At 37.0% G+C, this 22,497-nt stretch carries 23 protein-coding genes; 4 read left to right on the plus strand and 19 right to left on the minus strand.

The genetic code is table 11. The features are described from left to right. From SPK86_RS03485 to SPK86_RS03505, 5 genes are all read right to left on the minus strand, one after another. Window positions 1-603 carry an XTP/dITP diphosphatase gene (locus SPK86_RS03485; RefSeq protein WP_330948663.1) on the minus strand — a complete coding sequence of 201 codons (603 nt, stop codon included), beginning with the start codon at window positions 601-603 and terminating at the stop codon, window positions 1-3. Next, window positions 600-1,358 (minus strand): ribonuclease PH, encoded by a 759-nt coding sequence (gene rph / locus SPK86_RS03490; RefSeq protein ID WP_284139756.1) that lies wholly within the window; start codon window positions 1,356-1,358, stop codon window positions 600-602. The genes SPK86_RS03485 and rph overlap by 4 nt, the downstream gene beginning before the upstream one ends. Before the next feature lie 155 nt (window positions 1,359-1,513). Further along, complete coding sequence (locus SPK86_RS03495) at window positions 1,514-2,593, minus strand: GerMN domain-containing protein (protein WP_330948664.1); 1,080 nt, start codon at window positions 2,591-2,593, stop codon at window positions 1,514-1,516. A gap of 232 nt (window positions 2,594-2,825) precedes the next feature. Further along, window positions 2,826-3,638, minus strand: a complete 813-nt coding sequence (racE, locus tag SPK86_RS03500) for a glutamate racemase (protein ID WP_330948665.1) — start codon at window positions 3,636-3,638, stop codon at window positions 2,826-2,828. 23 nt (window positions 3,639-3,661) lie between these two features. Continuing rightward, window positions 3,662-4,129 carry a MarR family winged helix-turn-helix transcriptional regulator gene (locus tag SPK86_RS03505; RefSeq protein ID WP_443089749.1) on the minus strand — a complete coding sequence of 156 codons (468 nt, stop codon included), beginning with the start codon at window positions 4,127-4,129 and terminating at the stop codon, window positions 3,662-3,664. Between the two features lie 328 nt (window positions 4,130-4,457). Here SPK86_RS03505 and SPK86_RS03510 point away from each other — a divergent pair, with 328 nt between their 5' ends. Then, entirely contained in the window at window positions 4,458-4,682 is a 225-nt protein-coding gene (locus SPK86_RS03510) for a helix-turn-helix domain-containing protein (RefSeq protein WP_284139760.1), read from the plus strand. Window positions 4,683-5,182: 500 nt separating this feature from the next. Here SPK86_RS03510 and SPK86_RS03515 read toward each other — a convergent pair whose 3' ends face one another. After that, window positions 5,183-6,094: a LysR family transcriptional regulator gene (locus tag SPK86_RS03515; RefSeq protein WP_284139761.1), complete on the minus strand. Its 912-nt coding sequence runs from the start codon at window positions 6,092-6,094 to the stop codon at window positions 5,183-5,185. 165 nt (window positions 6,095-6,259) lie between these two features. Between SPK86_RS03515 and SPK86_RS03520 the strand changes: the two genes are divergently transcribed. Then, on the plus strand, window positions 6,260-7,306 hold the full coding sequence (locus SPK86_RS03520; RefSeq protein WP_330948666.1) for a 2,3-butanediol dehydrogenase: 1,047 nt from the start codon (window positions 6,260-6,262) through the stop codon (window positions 7,304-7,306). A gap of 134 nt (window positions 7,307-7,440) precedes the next feature. Beyond that, window positions 7,441-8,091, plus strand: coding sequence for a histidine phosphatase family protein (locus tag SPK86_RS03525; protein ID WP_330948667.1), 651 nt, complete (start codon window positions 7,441-7,443; stop codon window positions 8,089-8,091). Between the two features lie 234 nt (window positions 8,092-8,325). On the opposite strand, the gene adhP is transcribed toward SPK86_RS03525, so the two are convergent. The 5 genes from adhP to SPK86_RS03550 form a co-directional block, all read right to left on the minus strand. Further along, the gene (gene adhP, locus SPK86_RS03530) at window positions 8,326-9,348 is read right to left on the minus strand and encodes an alcohol dehydrogenase AdhP (protein WP_284139764.1); all 1,023 of its coding nucleotides are present in this window, start codon (window positions 9,346-9,348) and stop codon (window positions 8,326-8,328) included. Window positions 9,349-9,512: 164 nt separating this feature from the next. Continuing rightward, window positions 9,513-9,953 (minus strand): acyl-CoA thioesterase, encoded by a 441-nt coding sequence (locus SPK86_RS03535; protein ID WP_284139765.1) that lies wholly within the window; start codon window positions 9,951-9,953, stop codon window positions 9,513-9,515. Window positions 9,954-10,036: 83 nt separating this feature from the next. Then, entirely contained in the window at window positions 10,037-10,804 is a 768-nt protein-coding gene (gene sdhB / locus SPK86_RS03540; protein WP_330948668.1) for a succinate dehydrogenase iron-sulfur subunit, read from the minus strand. Window positions 10,805-10,826: 22 nt separating this feature from the next. Then, window positions 10,827-12,578, minus strand: a complete 1,752-nt coding sequence (gene sdhA / locus SPK86_RS03545) for a succinate dehydrogenase flavoprotein subunit (protein ID WP_284139767.1) — start codon at window positions 12,576-12,578, stop codon at window positions 10,827-10,829. Between the two features lie 68 nt (window positions 12,579-12,646). After that, entirely contained in the window at window positions 12,647-13,258 is a 612-nt protein-coding gene (locus tag SPK86_RS03550; protein ID WP_284139768.1) for a succinate dehydrogenase cytochrome b558 subunit, read from the minus strand. Window positions 13,259-13,568: 310 nt separating this feature from the next. Between SPK86_RS03550 and SPK86_RS03555 the strand changes: the two genes are divergently transcribed. Next, entirely contained in the window at window positions 13,569-14,006 is a 438-nt protein-coding gene (locus tag SPK86_RS03555; protein ID WP_330948669.1) for a DUF2507 domain-containing protein, read from the plus strand. Window positions 14,007-14,302: 296 nt separating this feature from the next. Here the strand turns inward: SPK86_RS03555 and uvrC are convergent, their stop codons facing one another. The 8 genes from uvrC to SPK86_RS03595 all read right to left on the minus strand — a co-directional run bounded on the left by uvrC (window position 14,303) and on the right by SPK86_RS03595 (window position 22,484). Continuing rightward, a complete protein-coding gene (gene uvrC, locus SPK86_RS03560; protein WP_284139770.1) occupies window positions 14,303-16,081 on the minus strand; it encodes an excinuclease ABC subunit UvrC in 1,779 nt (592 codons plus the stop codon). A 166-nt stretch (window positions 16,082-16,247) separates the two neighbouring features. Next, complete coding sequence (gene trxA, locus SPK86_RS03565; RefSeq protein ID WP_284139771.1) at window positions 16,248-16,562, minus strand: thioredoxin; 315 nt, start codon at window positions 16,560-16,562, stop codon at window positions 16,248-16,250. Between the two features lie 175 nt (window positions 16,563-16,737). Further along, entirely contained in the window at window positions 16,738-17,712 is a 975-nt protein-coding gene (locus tag SPK86_RS03570; RefSeq protein ID WP_284139772.1) for an electron transfer flavoprotein subunit alpha/FixB family protein, read from the minus strand. Between the two features lie 26 nt (window positions 17,713-17,738). Then, a complete protein-coding gene (locus SPK86_RS03575; RefSeq protein WP_284139773.1) occupies window positions 17,739-18,512 on the minus strand; it encodes an electron transfer flavoprotein subunit beta/FixA family protein in 774 nt (257 codons plus the stop codon). Between the two features lie 58 nt (window positions 18,513-18,570). Further along, window positions 18,571-19,344: an enoyl-CoA hydratase gene (locus SPK86_RS03580; protein WP_284139774.1), complete on the minus strand. Its 774-nt coding sequence runs from the start codon at window positions 19,342-19,344 to the stop codon at window positions 18,571-18,573. Window positions 19,345-19,421: 77 nt separating this feature from the next. Next, window positions 19,422-20,009: a TetR/AcrR family transcriptional regulator gene (locus tag SPK86_RS03585; protein WP_284139775.1), complete on the minus strand. Its 588-nt coding sequence runs from the start codon at window positions 20,007-20,009 to the stop codon at window positions 19,422-19,424. Window positions 20,010-20,203: 194 nt separating this feature from the next. Continuing rightward, window positions 20,204-21,892 carry a long-chain-fatty-acid--CoA ligase gene (locus tag SPK86_RS03590; protein ID WP_330948670.1) on the minus strand — a complete coding sequence of 563 codons (1,689 nt, stop codon included), beginning with the start codon at window positions 21,890-21,892 and terminating at the stop codon, window positions 20,204-20,206. 178 nt (window positions 21,893-22,070) lie between these two features. Then, window positions 22,071-22,484, minus strand: coding sequence for a DUF350 domain-containing protein (locus tag SPK86_RS03595; RefSeq protein WP_330948671.1), 414 nt, complete (start codon window positions 22,482-22,484; stop codon window positions 22,071-22,073). Window positions 22,485-22,497 lie beyond the last annotated feature (13 nt).

The following is a 22,497-nucleotide window of genomic DNA, read 5'->3' on the forward strand; positions in this document are numbered from 1 at the left end:
CTATCCCTCCTTTACAATTGATTGTACCCAATCTTCCAACTGGTCTATCGCATTTTTTCGATGACTAATGGAATTCTTCTCTTCCGGTGAGAGCTCGGCCATTGTTTTTTCATATCCATCAGGAATAAAAATAGGATCGTAGCCAAAGCCGTTTTCTCCTTGTGGAGCCAAGGCGATTTTCCCTTCACAATACCCTGTACGAAAAACGGTTTGCTTGCCTGGTACACTTATAGCAAGTACACAAATGAAACGGGCAGTCCGTTTTTCCAAGCTCACCCCTTCAAGTTCTTTTAACACTTTTTCTAGGTTGGCTTGATCGTTTTTCGGCTCTCCTGCATATCTTGCTGAAAAGATTCCCGGTCTGCCATCAAGTGCATCAATGATAAGCCCTGAATCATCTGCTAGAACCGCTTGTCCTAATTTAGCAGCGATTTCTTCCGCCTTTAATGCTGCGTTTTCCTGAAATGTGCTACCTGTTTCTGCAATATCCGGTACACTTGGCATATCCAATAAAGACTTCACATCTATGCCATATTCCGAAAAAAATTGATTAAATTCCATCACTTTTCCTTTATTTTTTGTAGCAATTACAACATACTTCATGATGGATCACCATTTCCCTTTGCAATATATGATGCTAATTCTCCTACCGCTTCTTTTTGAATTGTGAAAATTTCGTTCATGCCTTCCTCTGCAAGCTGAAGCATTGCTTGTAGTTGCTTATATGTAAAGGTAGCTTCTTCACCTGTACCTTGAATTTCAACAAACTCTCCCACACCAGTCATAACAATATTCATATCAACACATGCCTGCGAGTCTTCTACATAATCAAGATCTAGCACTTCTGTACCTTCTGGAAGAACACCTACCGAAATAGCAGCTAGAAAATCTGTTACAGGCATCTTCGTTATTTTCCCCTCATTAAGTAGTTTTCCAAAAGCAAGCACAACAGCAACAAAGGCACCTGTAATGGATGCGGTTCTCGTACCACCATCTGCTTGAATGACATCACAATCCACCCAAACTGTTCGCTCACCAATAATATCTAAGTTCACAACAGAACGAAGCGCCCTTCCGATCAATCGCTGAATCTCCATCGTACGCCCACTAACTTTCCCTTTTGAGGATTCTCTAATATTTCGTTGTGAGGTAGCACGAGGGAGCATAGAATACTCTGCAGTTATCCAGCCTTTACCTTGTCCTCGTAAAAAAGGCGGCACTCGATCTTCTATACTTGCATTGCAAATAACCTTTGTATCTCCTACCTGAATTAGGACAGAGCCTTCTGGGTGTTTTACAAAATTAGTCGTTATTGAAATTGGTCTTAAACTATTGTTGTTTCGTTGTTGACTACGCATACGCTTCCTCCTAACATTTTCATCATCTAGCTTACCATATTTTTGTCCGATTGCCGAAAAAAATCCATCCAACAAAACCCTTTCCGCCCTATAATCTTAAAAATTTCCAAGACAATTTCCTAAAAAAAAGAAGAGGCAGTCAGCCTCTATTTCCTTTATAATTTTTCACTTGGAATAAATGACTTTTTAGACACCGGTTCCTCATATGCTTCTCCATTTTCATTTACAAGTTTGTCAATGTTGTCCACTTTAATGTCAACCGCATCAACTAGTTGTTGTTCTGTCAGGGTCCGGACAATTGTTTCAATGACTTCATCAGAAATCACCGCTTTATCTTTATCCTTTAAAATTTGCTGATTAAATTTTAATTGAAGCACACCATCACTTAACACTGGTTCTGAAATTAGTTCTGCTTCTGTATTAAACACATGGACCGTATTTGTTGTGTATCCAGGTCCATCAAGCATCGCTTCGACAATTGCTTGATACATATCTTTCCCTGTTACATCGACATGCTGTGTCATTGGAACATAGTATCGATTTTCGTTATGTTCAGCAGGGTAGTACATCGTGACAGGCTTGCTATTAATTAAATCAACGGTATCTGTTTTCAATACATTAATTCCATTTGCTCGGGAGTAACCATCCGTAAGTGGTGTTCCATTCACAGGCATCTCGCTTTGAGGATGACCATTTATCCATAATTTAATTCGATCTACATTTTCAAATTGAGTTAAGGTAAAGGTCATTGCTTCGAGAATTTTCGTCTCGTCTTCTGCCTTATAATTTTTAAAGTCTTCCGAAACGTCCACAATCATTGTTCCATCTTTTTCTAAGCGCAATCCAAGAATCTCTGTTCCCTCTGGAAGTACAGCCTGAAATCCATTTGGAAGCAATGAGGTTACTGGTCCTCCCTTTACTAGATATTCTAATACTTGCTTTGCTACCTCTTTTGAATCCGGTAAAGGTAAATCTAATGTCTGAGGTGCTACCATCCCATTTACATCCATTAAATACAGTTGACGGGCAACTGTTTCTGTTTTTCCTTCATCATCCGTTTCCTTTTCATCTTCTTTTGTTTTCTTTGTTTGATTTGCTTCCTCCATATTATCTACTTCTTCTGCATTTTGCGGTGGATCAATTTCTTCCATGGATTGCTCCCCTTTAAAGCATCCCGTCAGTAAAACTGAAACGATACCAATTAGGAACAAAAGCAATATTCCGCGCTTTTTCATGTCATTCCCTCCTACGATGGTTTGTACTATTATATATACGAGCCCATCGTAAAATTAGACCAAATTTGCGAAGAATGAGAAGATAAATCTTGACGAGAAAAACGACTATTTATAAATCATTCCTTTTAATGGACGATCATTTACGAGAAGAACTCTCGTCAAAAGAGAGTTTTTTAACTTTTCTTTATATCAATTAAAAACAAACAGGAGCCACATATAGCTAAGCTCCCGTTTAACAAATTACCGCTTTTTCGATCATTACGGTTTGTAAGTTTTCGATTTTAGAATGAAAAATTTCTTCTGTTATTTTAGTGAATATGTCTAATTCGCCGGTTGTGTAAAATTGATGCTTTGGTGCTTCTTCTGAATCATTTAATAAATGATTCCATTCAAGAATTATACTCGTTTCCCTTGCTGTTTCTTCACTTGAAGAAATGAGCGAAACTTCAGAGCCTAATACTTCCTGAATAATATCTTTAATTAATGGATAATGCGTGCAGCCGAGAATCAACGTATCGATTTCACTCGACCTAAGTGGGATTAGGCTTTTTTCAACGATATCATACGCCTGCTGACCAGCTAAAATACCTTGTTCAACCATTGGCACAAATAAAGGGCAAGCTAACGGAGTTACCATGATATGTTCGTTTATTCTTGTTAATGCTTGTGCGTATGCACGACTACGAATAGTTCCTTCTGTTCCAATTATACCAATGCGATTATTTTTAGTTACTTTAATGGCTGCACGTGCGCCTGGCTGAATCACACCAATTACCGGAATATTTAGTTGCTTTTGTAATTCTTCCAATGTATAAGCCGTCGCTGTATTACAAGCAATAACTAGCATTTTTATTTCTTTTTCAAGGAGAAAATCAACCATTTCCCAAGTGAATTGAACGATTTCTTCCTTTGACCTAGGGCCATAAGGACAGCGTAATGTGTCTCCTAAGTAAATTAGTCTTTCTTTAGGAAGCTGTCGCATAAGCTCGTGCGCTACTGTTAATCCACCTACTCCGGAGTCAATTACTCCAATTGCCCGCTTCAAATTAAATCGCCTCTTCTTCTGTTTTATTTCTGTTGTATATGTTTCATCTCTTCGTGTAGCATTTGAAGCAGCTCATCTAATTGCTCCGTTTGTTTTTCTGAAAAACTTTCCAGTACTTCTCCTAAAAATTCCTGACGCTTTGCAATAACCTCTTTTATAATACTATTTCCTTTTTCCAAAACTTGTATCCGAACGATTCGTCGGTCATTCAAATCTTTTAATCGGACAACTAATTCATTCTTTTCCATACGATCAACTAAATCTGTCGTGGTACTAAAAGCTAATCCAATTTTATTGGATAACTCTCCTATCGTTAACTCCCCTTCTTCCACCAGCCATTGAAGTGCAATGAATTGAGGAGAAGTAATTGGATAATTATTTAAGATTTTCCGTCCGTTTTGTTTAATTTGCCCTGATATATGACGAAGTCGCTTTTCAAGTGTCGCTATAACATCGTTAGATAAATTGTTTTCCAACACACTACCTCCCATAGTCTCTCTACAGGCATATTTTATCACAAATTTAGACAAAAAAATTGTTTTTCTTCTATAAAGTTACATTCAATCCCGATGTAAATGCTAAAGCATTGATCAAACCCTATTCTAATTGATTTTTTAAACGATCATTTTGTGAGTAATTTATTCAAGAGCATAGGAACACGTGACTCCTGACAAGCTTTTTTTAATCTACTAGTAATGATAAGAAAATGACTTTCACCAAGCATTTGTGCGCACCGATTCCCTCTTGATTCATAAGCTATTATTGACTAGATAATTCCCTTCATACTGCAGCTCTATGACAGCAAGGAGGGGTTAACATTTGAAGGACAACGACTACAAGCCAAAGCAATTACTAACAAAACGTGAGAGAGAAGTATTTGAACTCTTAGTTCAGGACAAAACGACAAAGGAAATTGCCCAGGAATTGTTTATATCTGAGAAAACCGTCCGAAACCACATTTCAAATGCTATGCAAAAGTTGGGTGTAAAGGGGCGCTCACAAGCTGTAGTAGAGCTTATCCGAATGGGAGAACTAAAGCTCTAAGACTATAGGAGATTTGCTTCAACAAGCTTCTCTCCTAATCGAAACACGATCCAATGGATCGTATAATGAAACCGACTACCTTCATGGTTAGTCGGTTTTTATTGTTCATTAAACTTTCAAATCATTTTACCTGTTCAAGCATTAAGATTTAGCCTACGCTTTCATGCCCAGTTTTAAATAATCTTTATAACTATTTTAAACGCACATCAATAACCATTCTTTCTTGGTTCGTACCATTGAAAGATGTCGTTAATTTCATCAAGCTTACGGGATTGGATTGCTAAAACATCCTTACCTTCTGTACCAATTATGCTACAATGACATCTTGACATCGAACCTTACACACGATTTTTAAAAAGCAAGATCCAATTAAATAGCAAACGAATCAAGGTGGCATGAGCCTGGTACAATATCGAATTCAGATCTCAAGCAGGTGCCGTTTAAAGGGCGTAATAAACAAGTATGATGCCAAGATATATACTACAGCGAATATACTTTCATTAGTATAAATAATTAATAAATAATTCTTGGTTAAATCTATCTATTGCTTCTTTAGTAATTGAAGATAATGATCTATTACTTTGGGTGATCCAGCCAAAGTAAACAACATGATCTGAAAAATTTTCAATATCAATCGTAATAAGCTCTCCTGATAAGACAAGCGGATGATTAGCAAATGAATAATCGTGTCCAATTGTCACTGCCATGTCTTCTGTAAGAGCAGTAACAATGGCATCTCCATTATTCGTAGAAAATAGCACATCAATCTCACCATAAATATTAGAAAAGTCACGTATAAACCAATTTATATAATCGTCTTGATATAAAACAAAAGTTTGATTTTTGAGTTCTTCCGGTGTAAGCGATTTTTTTTTAGAAAGAGGAGAATCTCGTCCAACACAAAGAACGATCTTCCCTTCGATAACTGATTCGAAAGTAAATTCTACCCTCTGTTGAATCATTTTCTCGCTCATTGCTATAAAGCCTGCATCTAAATTATTCTCTAAAAATCCTTCCATAATTTCAAAGGAACCTTTTTCAATAATTTCTACTGTAATATTTCTGTATTTTCTTTTTAATTGAGCAGCTATTTTAACAAGTGTAGGTGTTACTCCTGGCATTCCTGCCAAACGCAGTTCACCAGTAACTATATTTGGTTGACCTTCTGCTTCTTCTCTAAGTTCTCTAACTTTATTTAATACGTCATTAGCCTTAAGGATAATTTCCTTCCCAACTTCAGTAGGTACTGTACCTATTCGGGATCTCCTGAATATTTTAATATTTAATTCGTTTTCTAGAGAAGAAATAGACTGACTAATCCCTGATTGAGTAATATGGAGAGTTTCCGAAGCTTTTGATATTGATTTCATTTTTGCAACTTCTACAATATGCACTAATTGTTCTATATTCATCCGTATACCCTCTTTCATTAAGTTAAACTTATATTAATATAACTAAAAGTAAATTTATTAAACTATATTTGAATATTATAATAGGTATATAGGTATATTATACTCAATATTTTTTCCTAGTGTAATCATACTATAAAAATAAATAATCTAAGGGGATGTTACACAATGAAAGCAGCAGTATGGTACGGAAAGTATGACGTGCGTGTTGAAAGTACACATGAACCTGTAGTTGAGCCTGGAAAGGTTAAAGTTAAAGTTGAATGGGCAGGTATTTGCGGAAGTGATTTACATGCTTACCATGGTGCAGGTGTTCAACAGAATGAGCCTCATCCTGTTTCAGGTGAAATGGCGCCTCTTACATTGGGGCACGAATTTGCAGGTGTCATTACAGAAGTCGGGGAAGGAGTTTCCGATTTTGTGGTTGGTGACCGTGTAGCAATTGAACCGCTTATTTATTGTGGAGAATGTGAATATTGTAAAGAGAATCATTATAACAAATGTAATTCCGTTGGATTTATCGGATTAAATGCAAACGGAGGGTTTGCTGAATATGTTGTATTAATGCCGAATATGCTCCACAAGCTCCCTGAAAAAGTATCCCTTGAAGAAGGTGCACTTGTTGAGCCGACTGCCGTTGCTTTGCATGCGGTGAAGCAAAGCAAGTTAAAAGTAGGGGATAAAGTTGCTGTATTTGGTGTAGGACTAATAGGATTGTTAACAATCATGGCTGCTAAAGCTGCAGGTGCAACTGATATTTTTGCGGTCGATATGTCTCCTGAGCGATTACTTAAAGCGCAAGAGGTGGGAGCTACACATACAATCAATCCTGCTGAGGAAAACGCCGTAGAAACAATTTTAAAATTATCTAACGGTGGTGTTGATGTTGCATATGAAGCTGCAGGTGTTGAAATTACGCTAGGAAACGCATTATCATCAGTGAAAAAAGGTGGAGAGATAATGGTGCTCTCTATCATTCCGGAACCTGTAAAAGTAGATATTTTACAATTGACTTTTAAAGAAGCTAACATTACTTCCACATTAGCTTATAGAAGTATATTTCCTGAAGTAATCGCTTTAATCGCTTCAGGTGTTCTTGACGTAAAAAAAGTTGTTACTAAAAAAATTACTTTAGACCAAATCGTGGAGGACGGTCTTAAACTATTAGATAGCGACAAGAGCCAAGCAAAGATTTTAGTTAAAGTACAACAATAATTATAAAATCAAGCCACTGAATACTTGGGTGGCTTGATTTTTAGCTTGATTTAAAATAATAATTTATTAGCATTATTTTGCCTTTTATGTGAAGAATAGTATGCTTTTTTTACTACATTATGAACGGTGGTCATATGAATAAAAAAATCAAATTGTTTTTAGTTAGACATGGAGAAACCTATTTAAACAAGTATAATAAGCTACAGGGGTGGACTGATAGTCCTCTAACAGAAAACGGCAAAAGAATAGTAACAAAGACTGGTAAAAGGCTAAAAAATGTTCCTTTTCACTATATATATACAAGTGATTTAGAAAGAACAGTAGAGACTGCAAAATTAATCCTTGAACAAAATAGGAACAACAAAAATAGGAACATACACAAAAATAACAATTTAAGAGAAGTATTCTTTGGTAGCTTTGAAGGAGAATATATAGACGATTTTTATAAAAAAGTACTCCAACAAAGTGGTTGTAATAATACAACTGCATTGTATAAAAATCATAGCCTAGAAGAGGTAATGAATTTCATAAAAAAAATAGATCCGTTTTCACATGCAGAGAATTATCCGGAATTCTGGAAAAGAATTGAGATCGGATTAAATGAAATCGTATCTCAATGTTGTAACAACGAAAATATTTTACTTGTCACTCACGGCGTTGTAATAAAAACTATAATAAATGAGTTTTCGAAAAAAGGAAATATTGAACAAGAAATAAAAAATTCCAGTATTTCTATACTCGAATATTCAAATAATACCTTTAGCGTTGTTTCAATTAATGGATAAATTAATTAAGTGGTACTTGTGTGAAAAGGCGCTCATAAGCTGTATTAGAGCTTATCTGCTTCAGAGAACTAAATCTATAAGAAATGCTTCATTAGATTATTTTATGAAACCGACTACCTTTATGGATAGTCGGTTTTCTCATCGTTTCATTCTGTTTACTGTTCTCACGATTTTTCAATTAGCTTGCGCTTCATTTTTATTCGTTAAAAAAGAGTAAAAAGTGTATCTTCACAACTATTTCAAGCGCATATCAATAACCATTCTCCCTTGGATCGTACCATTTTCCATCTCATGAAAAATGTCGTTAATTTCATCAAGCTTACGGGATTGGACAACAGGTACAACTTTCCCCTCTGCACCAAACATAAATGCTTCTTCTAAATCTTTTCTCGTCCCAACAAGAGAACCAATTACTTCAATCCCGTTGAGAACACTCTTAATTATGTCTAAATCCATTGTTTCAGGAGGTAAACCAACGTTAACCACTTTGGAGGTCGGACGTACAGAGTTAACCGCTTGATTAAAAGCTGCCTTTGACACAGCTGTTACAACAGCAGCATGTGCTCCTCCCACCTCTTTTTGAATCACCTCATCAACATTCGGAACTGTTTTTACGTTATATGTTAAATCAGCGCCAACTTCTTTCGCCAGCTGTAGCTTATCATCATTAATATCAACGGCAATTACTTTAGCATTGAATACACGCTTTGCATATTGAATAGCTAAGTTTCCAAGTCCTCCTGCACCAAATATTACTATCCACTCACCTGGACGAATATCGGATACTTTAATTGCCTTATAAGTTGTAACACCAGCACACGTAATACTTGTTGCCTGTTCTGGGTCTAACCCTTCTGGCACCTTTACGGCATAGTCTGCTGCGACAATACATTGTTCTGCCATTGCTCCATCAACGCTATACCCTGCATTTTTTGAATATAGACAAAACGTTTCGCGACCTGTCACACAGTATTCACATGCTCCGCAGCCTTCAAAAAACCAGGCTACACTAACACGATCTCCTACCTTTAAACTCGTTACATCATCGGCGATTTCTTTTACAATTCCTACTCCTTCGTGGCCAAGGATACGTCCTGGCACTTCACCAAAGTCACCTTGTGCAACATGCAGATCGGTATGGCAAACACCACAAAATTCAATATCTACAAGTGCTTCGCCAGGCTCCAACGGGCGCAATGTAACATCCTTCACTTCTACAAGCTTGTCTTTATCAGAACTTACAACAGCTGCTCTCATTCAGTATCATCCACCTTTTCTTGTGATTTTTATCATATATATTTCAATGATAATACGTATAAAGGTTCATTATAGTAATACCCAATACGATATAAATTACACGACAAAAACAACAAATAGTAGACATTTATAGCGCGGATAAATTTAACCCTTTTCCGACTCCTTTAATCTCCTAATAACTTTTCTTTACTTTCCTCATCCAATGGAATGGGTTGTCCTGTCGTCGCATTTACATAAACCAACCTTCCCCGACCAGTAAGACAAATGTCACCGTGTTGATTCAAAGCCATATAATGCAAGTCAAAAGAAGAATTCCCTACTTCATCTGTTTTAACAAATAATTGAACCGAATCTCCAAAATATAACGGCTTATGATAATCACAATGTAAATCAGCGACAACTGGAATTCCTTCATTTCCTTTTAGATCCGTGAATAAACCGCATGATCTCATATAAGCAATTCGCGCCTCTTCAAAATAAATAAATGGCGATACATTGTTTACATGCCCAAACATATCTGTCTCAGAAAAACGAATAGTAATCGGGATATAAAATGAAAATTCTGATTTCCAAGCTTCTAAGTCGTTTATATAGGATGCTTTCATGCGTATCCTCCCCTTTATATCTTTTAACGAATTATCAAAAAACCCTCGCCATCTAAGAGGCAAGGGTCTTGTTGTAAAAAAAATTAATGTGCGTTATCACTACCAAAGAAATTCTTAAAGGCTTGAATATTTGTAGCTCTGTTCATTGCTGCAATAGATGTAGTCAATGGAATTCCTTTCGGACAAACCTGTACACAGTTTTGCGAGTTACCACAGCCGGTAATTCCACCATCTTCCATTAACGCATTTAAACGTTCACTCTTATTCATTGCACCTGTTGGATGCGCATTGTATAAACGCGGCAGCGATAAAAGTGCCGGTCCGATAAAGTCGGATTTATCATTAACGTTTGGACAAGACTCTAAGCACACACCACAAGTCATACATTTAGACAATTCATACGCCCATTGTCGTTTCTTTTCAGGCATGCGCGGTCCAGGTCCAAGATCATAGGTTCCATCAATTGGAATCCATGCTTTAATTCGTTTTAATGCATCAAACATACGAGATCGATCTATCACTAAATCACGTACAACTGGAAACGTATCCATTGGTGCTAGATGAATCGGTTGCTCAAGCTCATCAACTAAGGTAGAACAAGATTGTCTTGCTGTACCATTAATTACCATCGAACACGCTCCACAAACTTCTTCCAAGCAATTCATTTCCCATTGTACAGGACTTACATGTTCCCCTTTGGCATTGACCGGATTTTTTTGAATCTCCATCAAACCGGATATAATATTCATGTTTCTACGATATGGAACATGAAATGTTTCCTTATACGGAGCCGAATCCGGACTGTCTTGACGTGTGATTATAAAAGTAACCGTTTTTTGATTTTCAGCCATTTCACTAACTCCCTCCGCTTCATTAGTGCTTCGTCGTGTAATCACGCTTACGTGGTTCAATTAATGACGTATCAACATCTTCATAAGTAAATACTGGTGATTTTGTTACCGGATCATATGCTGCGACCGTCGTTTTCAACCACTCTTCATCATTGCGTTCAGGGAACTCTGGCTTATAGTGTGCCCCACGACTTTCATTACGGTTATATGCACCAAGCGTAATCACTCGAGCTAGATTTAGCATGCTTTGTAGCTGACGAGTAAACATAACACCTTGGTTACTCCAACGTGATGTATCATTAATATTAATGTTGTTCCAACGTTCTAATAGCTCTTTAATCTTCTCATCTGTCTTTAGGAGCTTGTCATTATGACGAACTACAGTAACATTATCTGTCATCCATTCTCCTAATTCCTGATGAATACGGTATGCGTTCTCATTTCCATCCATCTTCATTAAAGCTTCAAACTTTGCTTCTTCTTCTTTTACTTTGTCTTCAAACAGTTTGGATGGTAAATCTTCCACATGAACAGCAAGCCCATCAATATATTCAATTGCTTTCGGCCCAGCAACCATTCCACCGTAAATAGCGGACAATAAAGAGTTTGCTCCAAGTCGATTGGCACCATGCTGTGAATAATCACATTCACCTGCTGCAAAAATTCCAGGGATACTGGTCATTTGATCATAATCAACCCAAAGTCCACCCATTGAATAATGGACAGCAGGGAATATTTTCATTGGGACCTTACGTGGATCTTCACCAACAAACTTCTCATAAATTTCTATAATTCCGCCTAGCTTTACATCGAGCTCTTTCGGGTCCTTGTGTGAAAGATCCAAGTAAACCATGTTTTCTCCATTAATACCAAGCTTTTGATTTACACACACATCAAATATTTCACGTGTTGCAATATCACGAGGAACAAGGTTCCCATAAGCAGGATACTTTTCTTCTAGGAAATACCACGGTTCGCCATCCTTATATGTCCAAACGCGCCCGCCTTCTCCACGAGCAGATTCACTCATTAATCGTAATTTATCATCACCAGGAATGGCAGTCGGATGAATTTGAATAAATTCGCCATTCGCATATCTTGCACCTTGTTGATATAGAATACTTGCAGCTGAACCGGTATTAATGATCGAATTCGTGGACTTCCCAAAAATAATACCTGGTCCACCAGTTGCAATTATTGTAGCATCCGATGGAAATGCTTTAATTTCAAGCGATTTAAGATTTTGGGCAACAATTCCTTTTCCTACACCATCATCATCAAGTATGGCACCAATAAATTCCCAGCCCTCGTATTTAGTAACTAATCCTTCTACTTCATACCGACGCACTTGTTCATCAAGTGCGTATAAAAGCTGTTGGCCAGTTGTAGCCCCAGCGTAGGCCGTTCTATGCACTTGTGTACCTCCAAAACGACGAAAATCTAATAACCCCTCAGGTGTTCGGTTAAACATAACTCCCATACGATCCATGAGATTAATAATTTTGGGAGCAGCTTCACACATTGCTTTTACAGGGGGTTGATTAGCAAGAAAGTCCCCACCATAAATCGTATCATCAAAATGTAGCCATGGAGAATCTCCTTCTCCCTTCGTATTAACCGCACCATTGATTCCGCCTTGGGCACAAACAGAGTGAGAGCGTTTTACAGGTACAATGGAAAATAAGTCGACGCTTACCCCAGCTTCAGCAGCTTTTATGGTTGCCATGAGCCCAGCTAGACCACCGCCAACTACAGCAACTTTACGATTACTCATTGAATGCTCACCCCTTCTATTCTATTAAATAACTTCTCGTCAATGCTTTCATCTAAACAATGTCAGTGTTATACAAATGCTAATAGCGCTCTAATACCTATAAAACTAACAACTAAAAACACCGCTAATGTAACATATGTAACAATTTTCTGTGATTTTGGTGATTGTGCAAAGCCCCAATGTACCATGAAGCCCCAAAGGCCATTTGAAAAATGGAAAACTGCAGCCAGCACACCTACAATATAGAACCAGAGCATGATTGGATTCGATAAAATGTTCTCCATTAATCCAAAGCTTAGTTCTTCATTTCCTAGCCCAATTTGCACACGCGTTTCCCATACATGCCACGCAATAAAAATTAATGTGAAAACACCTGTTATTCGTTGTAGGTAAAATAACCAGTTTCGAAAAAATGAGTATTTCACTGTATTATTTCGCGCGGTAAAAGCAATGTAGACCCCTAGAATTGCATGAAACAAAATTGGTAAATAAATAACAAAGATTTCAAGCGCTAAAAGGAATGGAAGGCTTTCCAAAACTCCCGCTGCTGCGTTAAAACTTTCTTCTCCATACACAGCAAAATGATTCACCACCAAGTGCTGAACCAAAAAGATCCCAATTGGAATTACGCCTAATAGTGAGTGTAATCTTCTCCAAACAAACTCACGATGCTCCGCCATGTGTTACCCCCCTCAGATTTGATGTTGTTTTTAATGGCATGACATATTAGAGCAATAATAAAAAGATTTATTGCCGTATCAGTCACAAAATGTACATTTTGTGACATATTTATTGTACTTCTATCTGATAGGAGCGTCAAGGAAACGAATCACAAATTAATGGGAGTATTTTCCTTCTAACGCGTAATCTATTTTGAAAAGAAAAGCCTATTGCATGAATGCTAAAATAGTTGGATAATAGAGCTAATCATTAAGCGGTTTTACGATTAAGTAGCCTGCATATTTTTCCTCTTTAGAAAGGATGAACTTCATGACGAAAAAACAAAATCTACATTCCTTATCCATACTGGACAATTTACATACTTCTGGTGCCGGCTATGATGTGTTACGATATCTTGCTCTTCCTGAACTATTAGGAAAGGAAAAGGATAGCTTGCTTTATTTTATGGGGAAATCGCTCGCAAGAAACTTTGAGTTCCAAGCCTTTGGAGATATCTTATACTTTTTTGAAACAGTCGGCTGGGGAAAATTAGAGCTGATAAAAGAGAAACGAAAAGAACTTGTCTTTTATATGATGTCAGATGCTGTCGCAAGAAGACTAACTTCTGATATTCAAGCGGAGTTTCGTCTAGAAGCAGGCTTTTTAGCAGAAGCCATTCAAGCAGTAAAAGGAATCGAATGTGAATGTATGGAAGAAGTGAATTATAAAATTCATCAGGTTGAATTTAAGGTAGTATTTACAGATTAAAAGACGCTTATGCAATGATGTGTAATAACTGGGCTAGACACAGAATTCTTTATTGAAAAAATCGAATAATATCGTTGAGTTTTCGATTTAAATATGATTTTTTTCATAATGTGTTTTCTAGCTGTTGAAATGGGTGAGACGCTAGTGGAACAGTACAAACCTCGGGCTAGCACGGAAAAGCACATTTTCTTTTCGTGTTAGCCCGAGGCCATGCCGCAGAAGCGCTCCCCCTTTTTAAACGCTGTTGCGATTATTCATAATTCAAGACAAATGCTAGCGATTTATCTTAACACCTTCTAATGCGATTTATTTAAAGCCTCAATAATTGCTTTTGCAATATTTGCTGGAATACCAAGCTTTGTAATATCTCCTATATCGGCTTGCTTAATCTCATCCAATGATCCAAAATGAGTTAACAGCAATCTTCTCCGCTTTTCACCAACACCTGGAATATTATCTAATTCGGACTGGAACAAGCTTTTACCTCGAAGCTGTCGATGAAATGAAATGGCGAAACGATGCACTTCATCTTGAACACGTTGCACTAAATAAAACTCCTGTGATTGTCTAGATAAAGAAACTACTTCTGGAGGTTCGCCATACAACAATTCACTTGTTTTATGTTTATCATCTTTTACAAGTCCACATAATGGAATATCTAAGCCCAACTCATTTTCCAACACATCTCTTGCTACATTCATTTGCCCCTTTCCACCATCTACGACTATTAAATCAGGTAATGGTAAAGCTTCCTTTAATACCCGGCTATAACGACGTCTAATGACCTCGCGCATTGTTTCGTAATCATCTGGCCCGAGAACATCTCTTACCTTAAACTTGCGATATTCTTTTTTGTTCGGCTTTCCATCAATAAAAACAACCATGGCAGAGACGGGGTCTGTCCCTTGAATGTTGGAATTATCGAAGGCTTCAATCCGGTGCGGTGTTTCAATATGCAATGCTTGTCCAAGCTTTTCTACTGCAGCAATCGTTCGTTCTTCATCTCTTTCAATTAATGAGAACTTCTCATGTAATGAAATTCTCGCATTTTCCATTGCAAGCTCAACTAACTCCTTTTTTCGTCCACGGAAAGGAATATGCACATCTGCACTTAGAAGCTCTTGAAGAACATCAATATCTGTACCAATCGGAACAAATATTTGTTTTGGCTGCAAATGATTTTTATGCAGGTAAAAACGACCAATAAAGCTAACAAACGTTTCCTCTGGACTATCAAAGAAAGGAAATAATGATACTTCTCGTTCAATTAGCTTTCCTTGGCGTACAAAGAAAACCTGTACACACATCCATCCTTTATCATAACTGAAACCGAACACATCTCGATCGACTAGATCATTTAACATCATCTTTTGTTGTTCCATAACAACCTCGATATGCTGTATTTGATCTCGAAGCTCCTTTGCGCGTTCAAAGTTTAGTTGCTCACTTGCTTCAAGCATCTTTTCTTTTAATCGCGATTTAATATCTTTATAACCACCTTGAAGAAAAGAAGAAATACTTTGAACGATTTCTTTATACGTATCTTTAGAAGGCGGATCATCACTACAAGCCAAGCATTGATTCATATGATAATATAAGCAGTACCTTCCAGGCGGATTATTGCATTTCCTTAGCGGATATAAACGATCTAATAGCTTTTTTGTTTCTCTAGCGGCAATAACATTCGGGTATGGGCCAAAATATTTCCCTTTATCTTTTTTTACTTTTCGAGTTATTAACAGCCTTGGATGTCTCTCAGACGTAATTTTTAAGTATGGATAGGATTTATCATCCTTTAGCATCACGTTATACTTGGGATCATATTTTTTAATCAAATTCATTTCTAAAATTAATGCTTCAATTTCAGATGAAGTAACAATATATTCAAAATCAACAATCTCTTGAACAAGACGCTGTGTTTTTTGATCATGTGCACCAGTGAAATAAGATCTAATTCGATTTTTTAATAACTTCGACTTTCCTACATAAATAATGGTACCGTGCTTATCTTTCATCAAATAACATCCTGGTTGTGCTGGTAGGACGGATAGCTTTTCTTTTATGATTTGGTTCATTTATTATTCCTTCCTTTTAATCACACATGCTTCCTATATTTACTCCTCTTCCACTTCTCAATGAAAGAAACGAAAGTATACATAAATCATAATCCGCACGTTGTAAAAAAACAATCCCCTGTTACAAATTGTAACAAGGGATCTCTTCTTTTTTGATAAAGACGTATTAAGCGTGCTTGTTAATTAAATCAACAAGAGCTTCTTTTGGTTGGAAACCAATTACTTGGTCAACTACATTGCCGTCTTTGAACAGCAACAATGTTGGAATACTCATTACTCCAAATTTTCCTGCTGTTTCTTGATTTTCATCCACATCAAGCTTTACGATTTTAACTTTATCGCTCATTTCTCCATCAATTTCTTCTAATACTGGAGCGATCATTTTACATGGTCCACACCAAGGTGCCCAAAAATCCACCAATACAAGTCCTTCTGAAGTTTCTTTAGTAAAGCTTTGATCTGTAGCAGTAACAATTGCCATCTATAATCCTCCTCATTTAAGCTTAAATCTTATAATGCAAAACCATTAAAGTGAGTATATCATTAATAAGAATTCCATACTAACACTTTGCTTATACATAACTAAAATAGTAAAAAGAAACGAAACAAAAGCCTTCACATCTATTTATGAAAAAGGAATATAGAGAGACCTTTCACTATGCTTTAAGCTGCTTAATTTCCTCAGTAAGCATTGGTACTACCTCAAACAAATCACCGACTATTCCATAATCAGCAACATTAAATATATTTGCTTCTGGATCTTTATTAATCGCTACAATTACTTTTGAATTTGACATTCCTGCTAAGTGCTGAATAGCTCCAGAAATACCAACTGCAATATATAAATCTGGTGTTACTACCTTTCCAGTTTGCCCAATTTGCAAGGAATAATCACAATAGTCGGCATCGCAGGCTCCACGAGATGCGCCAACTGCACCGCCTAAAACCTCTGCTAGCTCGTATAATGGCTTAAAGCCATCCGCACTTTTTACACCGCGCCCGCCAGCGATAATAACATTCGCTTCTGATAAATCTACACCTTCGGAAGCTTTACGAATAACATCTTTAATTACTGTGCGAAGATCTGTAATATCCACATCTATTGCTTCAATGGATCCTGTTCTAGATTCATCTTTATCAAGCGAAGGTATGTTATTTGGACGGATCGTAACAAATACGATACCACCTGTTACGACTTTCTTTTCAAACGCTTTTCCTGAATAAATCGGTCTTGTAAATACGGGATTATCTCCATCCATCTCGATTGCAGTTGCATCAGAGATCAAACCAATTTCTAACTTACTAGCTATTTTGGGAGTTAAATCCTTTCCGATTGCAGTATGCCCCATGATAATTCCGTTTGGTGATTCTTTTTCAATAGCTGCTAAAACAGCCTGGCCGTAGCCATCAGATGTATATTTATCTAATTTCTCATGTTCCACGGTAATAACACGATCGGCTCCATGGTAGATCATTTCCTGTGCCTGTTGGTCTAATCCATTTGCACCACATATCACACCGACAACTTCTGCATTGGCATTCATTTGTTTTGCGGCTGCTATTGCTTCAAAGGTGACATTTCGTAGCATCCCTTCTCTTGCTTCTCCAATTACAATAATTTTCTCACTCATTGGTATTTCTCCTTTCTAGCATGTAGTTAAAGTACTTTCGCTTCATTCTTAAGCAATGATACAAGCTCTTTTACTTGATCACCTATGTCACCTTCTAATACTCGACCAGCTTCTTTTTCCGCTGGTAAAAATATATCTAATGTTTTTGTTTTCGGTGCTAAGTCATCTTCATCTAAATCAAGATCATCAATTTCAAGCTCTTCTAAAGGCTTCTTCTTCGCTTTCATAATTCCAGGCAAGGAAGGATATCGTGGCTCGTTTAATCCTTGCTGACAAGTAACGAGTATCGGTAACGATGCTTCGACCTTTTCTACGTCACCCTCCACATCCTTGTCTAAGAATATCTTCTCACCATCAATTGTTAAGCTCGTAATTGTCGTCACGTAAGGAATTCCTAATCTTTCTGCTAGCCTAGGGCCAACCTGACCACTTGCCTCATCAATTGCAACATTACCTGCTAAAATCAAATCAGCATCTTTTCCATCAAAGAATGCCTCCAAAATTTTAGCTGTTGTAAACTGATCGCCTTCCTCTAAATCATCTTCTGTATTAATTAATACCGCTTTGTCTGCTCCCATCGCTAATGCAGTACGTAGTTGTTTCTCAGAATCTTCATCACCAATCGTAACGACTGTCACCTCGCCACCGTGCTCATCACGTTGCTTAATTGCTTCTTCCACTGCATATTCATCATAAGGATTGATAATGAATTCAGCACCGTCTTCTTCAATATGTCCATTTGACACAGCAATTTTTTCTTCCGTATCAAATGTCTTTTTTAGTAGTACATAAATGTTCATGTACGCTCCTCCTTCATTGAATGTTTTTAAACTAGTCATACACGCATGCTTAAATCAATTAATCTTTGAAATTCGGTTTTCGTTTTTCCATAAATGCTTGAATACCTTCTTTCGCATCAGCAGAGCCGAAAATTTCTCCAAATAAATGTGCCTCTGCTTTTGCTCCCTCATCAAATCGAGATGTCTTCGCATATGGCAAAAGTTGCATAATCCGATGAATAGAAGCTTTGCTTTTGGCAGCGAATTTTGTTGCTAGTTTACTAGCTTCATGAAAAGCTTCGCCAGTATCAACTGTTTGGTTAACTAATCCAAATTGTGCTGCTTCTTTTCCCGATATTGGTTCCCCGCTTAAAATCATCTCATATGCTTTTGCCATTCCAACATATTGTGGTAGCCGTTGTGTTCCTGCAAAGCCAGGTATTATTCCTAGGTTTAATTCTGGTAATCCAAGCTTTGTGTTCTCTTCTGCAATTCTTATATGACAAGCCATTGCCAATTCTAATCCACCACCAAGTGCCGCCCCATGAATAGCAGCAATTACAGGGATTGAAAAGTGTTCAATTCGCGAAAAAATTTCCTGTCCACTGCGCGACAATGCTTCGTAGTCTAGCGAATTTTGTAAAGAGGTGAATTCCTTTATATCCGCCCCAGCAGAGAAGAATTTCCCATCTCCACGTAAAATAATAGCCTTAGCCACCCCATTATTTTCAATAGCATCAAGTTTCTTATTCAAATCAGATAATAATGAACTGGATAATGCATTGGCAGGTGGACTTTGAATCGTAAGAATCGCTATACTCCCATCTTGCTTATAATCAACTGTACTCAACATACCCCTCCTCATTGCACATCATGCATCTTTTTAAAAAATTCCCACCTTTTTCATTCTATCAAAAAAATGAAAGCGTTTTAATCTTTTTTTGAAAGTCCTTTTGTTATCAAATCATGAACATTTGGCGCAAGTTGAACTAAATCATACTTTTCATCCTTCATTACCCAGTTTGTTACCGTCTCATCCAACGTTCCAAAAATCATCTGTCTAACGAGTGGAATGTTCATGTCCGAACGGAACAGACCTTCCTGTATTCCTTCGTTAACGATCGAATCCATTACCGTCAAATAAGACTTTAACACCTTATTAATTTCTTGACGCAACGCTAAATTTGATTGACGAAGCTCAAGCTGTGTGACAATCGCCAGATGATGGTCCTCAGCTAACTGTTGAAAATGCATTTTTATTAGTGTTAATAATTTATCATTTGCATTTTCTTTTTCCGCAATAGCGGCAGCAATTTTATCTATAAATTGCCCCATCTTCTCTTCGAATACGGATACTAATATATCTTCCTTGTTCTTGAAATACAGATATATTGTACCGTCTGCCACACCAGCCTTCTTTGCGATTTTTGAGACTTGTGAAGCATGGTAGCCATTTTCCGCAATGACTTCAACTGCAGCTTCAATAATCATTTTATACTTCGGTTTATTTTTTTTCATATTGATCTCCTTTTAATCCTTACATAAAATGAATGAGTAATCATTCATTTTATATTGTACTGATTAGAAAAAAAATTGTCAATATGAAGCCTGTCCATTATTTGGTTAAAAAGAGCTATTCGTAAATAAATACGAATATAGAGCGAGCTTATATAAAACGTTTCTTTACTAAAACGACAACCTTGACTTATTAATTATACTTTTTCTGTCTGACGTCTTTTTTCCTCATCGATTAGCTGTCTTCGTAATATTTTACCAACAGCTGTTTTTGGAAGTTCATCACGGAATTCAAATATTCTTGGTACTTTAAATGGAGCTAGATTCTTTCTGCAATACGTGTTTAATTCCTCTTCTTGAAGCTCAAATCCAGTCTTTGGAACAATATATGCTTTTACTGTTTCACCGCGATATGGATCAGGAACGCCAGCTACGACAGCCTCTAAGATTCCTTCATGCTCATAAAGCACTTCTTCAATCTCGCGAGGATAAATATTATAGCCGCCGGCAATAATCATGTCTTTCTTGCGATCGACAATATAAAAATATCCATCCTTATCCATGTATCCAAGATCACCTGTTAAAAACCAATCATCTTTAAACACAAGTGCTGTTTCTTCTGGTTTTTCCCAATACCCCTTCATAATTTGCGGCCCTTTAACTGCAAGTTCTCCAACTTCTCCTAATTCTGCTTCCTCCATTGTGTCCATATCAAGTATTTTAGCATCTGTATCCGGCCATGGAACGCCAATACTACCTGGAACTCTTTTCTCCCATATAAAATTGGCATGTGTAACTGGAGATGTTTCGGTCAGCCCATAACCTTCTACAAGCTTTCCTCCCGTTACTTTTTCAAAGCTTTCTTGAACTTCAACTGGTAATGGAGCAGATCCGCTAATACAAGCCTCAATCGAAGATAGATCATAATTTGTTATATCAGGATGATTTAACAAACCAACAAAAATCGTTGGAGCCCCCGGAAATAAGGTCGGTCTTTCTTTTTCAATTGTTTTTAAAACTTCCTTTACATCAAACTTAGGCATCAAGAGCATCTTAGCTCCAAACATAATGGAAAGATTCATCACCGCAGTCATACCAAACACGTGGAAAAAAGGGAGGATCCCCATTATTACTTCTTCCCCTTGTTTCGCTTTATACATCCAAGCTTGGCACATTTGAACATTTGCAACTAGATTATAATGTGTAAGCATTACACCCTTTGGATATCCAGTTGTTCCACCAGTATATTGAAGTAGAGCTAAATCAGTCATCGGATCAATTTCTACTTTCTTATATTCTGCGTTTGCATTTGATAAAATGTGACTCCATTTGTGTGTCGTTTCACTTTGTTCAACCTTTACGACAATATTATATTGTTTTTTTTGTATAAAAGGATATACAACATTTTTAGGGAATGGCAAATAATCCTTTATGCCAGTAACAATAACATGCTTTAATGCCGTCTTCTCCCGAATATTCGTTACCCTTGGTAACAGGATATCTAAACATACGATAAAGGTTGCTCCAGCATCATTTAATTGATATTCTAATTCCCGCTCGGTGTATAAAGGGTTTGTTTGTACAACAGTTGCTCCTGCAAATAAAGCACCATAGTAGCTAATAACAGATTGCGGACAATTCGGAAGCATAATCGCAATGCGATCTCCTTTTGTCAATCCAAGCGATTGCAAATAATTTGCCATTTTCTTTGCAGCTGTATACAACTCATCATAGGTTAGCTCTTTCCCCATAAAATGAAGCGCTTTCTTTTTCCCGTAACGAGATGCAGCCTGCTCTAAAAAAACATATAATGGTTCTTTTTCATACGCAATCGTAGTCGGTATTTCCGTTGGATAATGCGAGTGCCATCTTTTCGCTTCTCCCATCCTTATTCCTCCTTTTTTACTATATTTATTCCATTATACCGACTAATTGATATTTTTTGAAATTTTATTTAACTTTTTTTAAAATAATCTACATTAGATAAATAATACCAATAATGACGAAAACAGCTGCTACAACTATTAATACCTTGGCCAATGTTTCCACGTATTCTTTTCTCCCCTATCCAATAATAATGCTTGCTCCAATGACGAAAGAAAGTCCGATTGAAATGGTCATTGAGATAAACCCTACTGCAATGTTTCCTTTCCCGATTTCCTCATCAATTTTAATCGAAGGTGTCATAAACTCAAAAACAAAATAACCAATTAATAATAATAGAAATCCAAAGGCTCCCCATCCAATACTCTGTAACAGCGTATCATTATGCTCAATCGAATGCCTAAATATGGTTGCAATTCCAAAAAGCTTTCCTCCAGTTGCCATCGCGACTGCAAAATTTCCTTTTTTTATTTGTTCCCAATTTTTATAAGATGTAACAAGCTCAAAAATAGCTAAAAATACAAAAGAACACAAGATAACAACACTATATCGAGCCACTGTCTCCACAAAAACATTTTCCCAAAAAGCTCCCATTTAGCATCCTCCT

Origin of the sequence: Virgibacillus sp. MG-45 (assembly GCF_036409425.1) — a bacterium.
Classification (GTDB): Bacteria; Bacillota; Bacilli; order Bacillales; family Amphibacillaceae; genus LDC-1.

What these genes read in the sequence shown, in the direction of transcription:
- rph (WP_284139756.1), bottom strand. Translation starts at nt 1,358, where the DNA reads ATGCGTAGTCAACAACGAAACAACAATAGTTTAAGACCAATTTCAATA.
- SPK86_RS03515 (WP_284139761.1), bottom strand. Translation starts at nt 6,094, where the DNA reads ATGAATATAGAACAATTAGTGCATATTGTAGAAGTTGCAAAAATGAAA.
- trxA (WP_284139771.1), bottom strand. Translation starts at nt 16,562, where the DNA reads ATGGCAATTGTTACTGCTACAGATCAAAGCTTTACTAAAGAAACTTCA.
- SPK86_RS03590 (WP_330948670.1), bottom strand. Translation starts at nt 21,892, where the DNA reads ATGGGAGAAGCGAAAAGATGGCACTCGCATTATCCAACGGAAATACCG.
- SPK86_RS03485 (WP_330948663.1), bottom strand. Translation starts at nt 603, where the DNA reads ATGAAGTATGTTGTAATTGCTACAAAAAATAAAGGAAAAGTGATGGAA.
- SPK86_RS03555 (WP_330948669.1), top strand. Translation starts at nt 13,569, where the DNA reads ATGACGAAAAAACAAAATCTACATTCCTTATCCATACTGGACAATTTA.
- SPK86_RS03570 (WP_284139772.1), bottom strand. Translation starts at nt 17,712, where the DNA reads ATGAGTGAGAAAATTATTGTAATTGGAGAAGCAAGAGAAGGGATGCTA.
- SPK86_RS03495 (WP_330948664.1), bottom strand. Translation starts at nt 2,593, where the DNA reads ATGAAAAAGCGCGGAATATTGCTTTTGTTCCTAATTGGTATCGTTTCA.
- SPK86_RS03580 (WP_284139774.1), bottom strand. Translation starts at nt 19,344, where the DNA reads ATGTTGAGTACAGTTGATTATAAGCAAGATGGGAGTATAGCGATTCTT.
- SPK86_RS03520 (WP_330948666.1), top strand. Translation starts at nt 6,260, where the DNA reads ATGAAAGCAGCAGTATGGTACGGAAAGTATGACGTGCGTGTTGAAAGT.
- sdhA (WP_284139767.1), bottom strand. Translation starts at nt 12,578, where the DNA reads ATGAGTAATCGTAAAGTTGCTGTAGTTGGCGGTGGTCTAGCTGGGCTC.
- SPK86_RS03550 (WP_284139768.1), bottom strand. Translation starts at nt 13,258, where the DNA reads ATGGCGGAGCATCGTGAGTTTGTTTGGAGAAGATTACACTCACTATTA.
- SPK86_RS03525 (WP_330948667.1), top strand. Translation starts at nt 7,441, where the DNA reads ATGAATAAAAAAATCAAATTGTTTTTAGTTAGACATGGAGAAACCTAT.
- SPK86_RS03505 (WP_443089749.1), bottom strand. Translation starts at nt 4,129, where the DNA reads ATGGGAGGTAGTGTGTTGGAAAACAATTTATCTAACGATGTTATAGCG.
- SPK86_RS03595 (WP_330948671.1), bottom strand. Translation starts at nt 22,484, where the DNA reads ATGGGAGCTTTTTGGGAAAATGTTTTTGTGGAGACAGTGGCTCGATAT.
- SPK86_RS03585 (WP_284139775.1), bottom strand. Translation starts at nt 20,009, where the DNA reads ATGAAAAAAAATAAACCGAAGTATAAAATGATTATTGAAGCTGCAGTT.
- SPK86_RS03535 (WP_284139765.1), bottom strand. Translation starts at nt 9,953, where the DNA reads ATGAAAGCATCCTATATAAACGACTTAGAAGCTTGGAAATCAGAATTT.
- adhP (WP_284139764.1), bottom strand. Translation starts at nt 9,348, where the DNA reads ATGAGAGCAGCTGTTGTAAGTTCTGATAAAGACAAGCTTGTAGAAGTG.
- SPK86_RS03575 (WP_284139773.1), bottom strand. Translation starts at nt 18,512, where the DNA reads ATGAACATTTATGTACTACTAAAAAAGACATTTGATACGGAAGAAAAA.
- sdhB (WP_330948668.1), bottom strand. Translation starts at nt 10,804, where the DNA reads ATGGCTGAAAATCAAAAAACGGTTACTTTTATAATCACACGTCAAGAC.
- uvrC (WP_284139770.1), bottom strand. Translation starts at nt 16,081, where the DNA reads ATGAACCAAATCATAAAAGAAAAGCTATCCGTCCTACCAGCACAACCA.